We start from the raw sequence: 3,022 nt of genomic DNA, 5'->3' as shown, positions 1-3,022 counted from the left end.
TACCATTTGTGTTCAAAATTACCCAACACCAGCAAACGATTTATGTTCGGGAGCAATTGCTTTAACACCAAACACCAGTTGTGTAGGAACATCGGGAACGTTTAGTGGTTCGAGCAATACGGGAACCACAACTACTTGTTTTGCAAATTCACTTCAAGATGTTTGGTACAGTTTTGTAGCAACAGATCCTACAATGAGTATAACAGTGACCAATGGAGTGAGTCTCAATTTAGGAATGGAAATCCTAACAGGTTCATGCAGTGGAGCAAGTTTCGTTTGTGATAACAGTTCTACTAGTACTACAAATGAGTTCTATTTGAACAATAATTTTACAGTGGGTCAAACGTATTACGTTAGAGTTTTTCAAACTGAAGCATCGCTAGTAACCTCATTTTTTAACATTTGTGTTCAAAATTACCCAACACCAGCAAACGATTTATGTTCTGGAGCAATTGCTTTAACACCAAACACCAGTTGTGTAGGAACATCGGGAACGTTTAGTGGTTCGAGCAATACCGGAACAACAACTTCTTGTTTTGCAAATTCACTTCAAGATGTTTGGTACAGTTTTGTAGCAACATCGCAAACTATGAGTATAACAGTAACCAATGGAGTAAACCTCAATTTAGCAATGGAAATCTTAACAGGTTCATGCAGTGGAGCAAGTTTTGTTTGTGATAACAGTTCGAGTAGTACAAACAGTGAGTTTTATGAAAGTAATTCATTTACCATTGGGGAAACCTATTACGTTAGAGTTTTTCAAACGGAAACATCGCTAGTAACTTCATTTTTCAACATTTGTGTTCAAGGTCCAACTTTAAATATTGAAGAAAACGAGATCAATAATTTTACTATTTATCCAAATCCTGTAACTGATTTTATAGAAATAGATACAAATTCAATTATTAAAGAAGTAAATTTATACACTATAAGTGGTCAATTGATATTGCGTTCCAATCAAAAAAGAATATCCACGATACAACTGCCAGAAGGGATTTATTTGATTAGGATTGAGGACGAAAACGGAAGTTTTGCAACTAAAAAACTTATCAAGAAATAATAAAAAAAAACGGAATTTATGTTCCGTTTTTTTTATGCCTGCGCTATTTTAATCTGCAAGATGGTAGCAATGCTCAACGCTTGGGTTTTAATTTGCTCTGCTTTTTCGCCTTTAAAGTTTTCATCTACCGAAGCATAAAAATGATGCAACCAAATGGTGAACAACTCCGGTGTGAGTTTCGATTTTACATTTACATCTAGGTGAAGCTGGGTTAAATTATTAGTATAACCGCCAGTACCAAGAATAGCCTGCGACCAAAACTTGACCAACACCTGCAAATGTTCCTCTAAGTGAAGATGAATAGGGATTATCTCAGTAAAAATGTAACTAATACGCTCGTCAGCAAACAGTTTTTTATAAAACTCATCTACCAGTTTATATAAATCGTCTTGGGTTTGAATATCGTTCATAGCTACTAAATAAAACACAAAGGTACTCCAATTAGCAACCCATTAAAATGATTAATATCATTCTTTAGTAAATTGACTTTGTTTGCGGGTACGGATTTTAAATCCGCGCATTGGGGTTATTCTAAAGGCCAATTTTCATTAAATGCTTCATTACTTATTTCCTTTTCTTCTTCAGAAGTAATTTTATATTTTTTTAGTATTTCAGTTTTGTATTTTTTCATTAAACGCTTTGTTTCAACATCAATTTTGTCGTATTCAATTTTTAGTTTTTCTTTACTCAAATTTAGTTCGAAAGCTTTATCTTCTTCATTTCTTTTGTATTCATTTGCCTTATCTTCTGCTTTTACAATTTCTTTAAAAAATTCTCTTCTTTCTTCTTCTTTTAAACCAAATTTGTTTTCCGATTTGTTTTTTTGAAGTAAATACTCATCTAAATCTTTATTTAACAAATTATAACTGATTTCATATCCTTCTCGGTCATTTCCTTTTGCAATTTCTGCATCAACATTTCCAAGTTTACCTTGTTTTGCCCAAATTGCAGTTCCGATATCAAACGAACTATTTGTTAAACTTTCATCGCTGTAAATATTTATGATTATTTCATCAATGTCATTATCTTCAGAGGATAATTTGTTAATAAACTTTTCTATAGTAGGTTTAAGATTAGCTTCTTTTAATTTATTAGTAAATGCAATTTTGTATAGCATTTTTTTATTAATTGGTAAATTCTGAATTTCAGTTGTTGAATATTCTGAAAGTGATTTTTTACCAAATGCTTTTCTACTTAAATCCTCTGTATTTATGACTTTAAATTCAGCATAATCTATATTTTCAATATGCTCTTTTTTTTCTAACAAGTTTTCTGTTTTTTTTTCTTCTTTACAACTTATGTGTAATACTAAAAATAGTAGCATTAACGGTTTTAAAATTTGTTTTCTCATTTTGTTTATATTTGATTTCTCCAGTCGTTTTTAAAATTTATCACAACACTTAAATTGGCGCATATTTCATTTTCAAATACTTATTATCCTTTATAAGTATTCATCCATGTAAATATATAAAAAAAGTAACTACTCCGTTACTTTATGTATCTGTTTATAAACCCTCAATTGACTTTCTAGTTCCTTTATATGTTCCTCTTTTTCTTGCAGTTGGGCTTTTAGGGCTTTTTCGGCTTTGGTTTCATAGACTATGCCCAGTTGTTCGCCTAGTTCCATCAAAAAATTGTGTTTCACCGCCTGACTAATACGCCAAAGGATAATAAATTGAAAACTGGTTTGTTTAAAATATTGATTAAGCGAATTAGGTGTGATGTCTAAATACTTAGAAACACTCAATTTCTTGATTTTGTTTTGCTCAATGTGCCATTGAATGTAGTTTCCAAGAGGTTTTGGATCTTCCTTTCGTTTTTTTTGGTATCGTTTGCCGTTGTCTATCATGGGCTTAGGAATAAATTGAATTCAAATATACATAAAAAATCAGTTTATATATACTTATACTTAATTTAGTTTAGTATAATACTTAATTTAATTTAGTTTTATACCTAGCTAAG

General features: G+C 31.0%; 4 protein-coding genes. 1 reads left to right on the top strand and 3 read right to left on the bottom strand.

Going from position 1 to position 3,022, the window contains the following annotated elements; all coding sequences use genetic code 11:
* Positions 1-1,060 (top strand): T9SS type A sorting domain-containing protein (locus tag IAI56_RS15410; protein ID WP_187658705.1); only part of this gene is annotated, 1,060 nt, incomplete at its 5' end.
* A gap of 32 nt (positions 1,061-1,092) precedes the next feature.
* Here IAI56_RS15410 and IAI56_RS15405 read toward each other — a convergent pair.
* From IAI56_RS15405 to IAI56_RS15395, 3 genes are all read right to left on the bottom strand, one after another.
* Entirely contained in the window at positions 1,093-1,488 is a 396-nt protein-coding gene (locus IAI56_RS15405) for a group III truncated hemoglobin (protein WP_317192412.1), read from the bottom strand.
* Positions 1,489-1,586: 98 nt separating this feature from the next.
* Positions 1,587-2,411, bottom strand: a complete 825-nt coding sequence (locus IAI56_RS15400) for a hypothetical protein (RefSeq protein WP_187658704.1) — start codon at positions 2,409-2,411, stop codon at positions 1,587-1,589.
* Between the two features lie 129 nt (positions 2,412-2,540).
* A complete protein-coding gene (locus IAI56_RS15395) occupies positions 2,541-2,909 on the bottom strand; it encodes a transcriptional regulator (protein WP_187658703.1) in 369 nt (122 codons plus the stop codon).
* Positions 2,910-3,022 lie beyond the last annotated feature (113 nt).

It is taken from the genome of Flavobacterium macrobrachii (assembly GCF_014486675.1).
Classification (GTDB): Bacteria; Bacteroidota; Bacteroidia; order Flavobacteriales; family Flavobacteriaceae; genus Flavobacterium; species Flavobacterium macrobrachii.
This window is presented reverse-complemented; position numbering and strand designations above follow the sequence as displayed.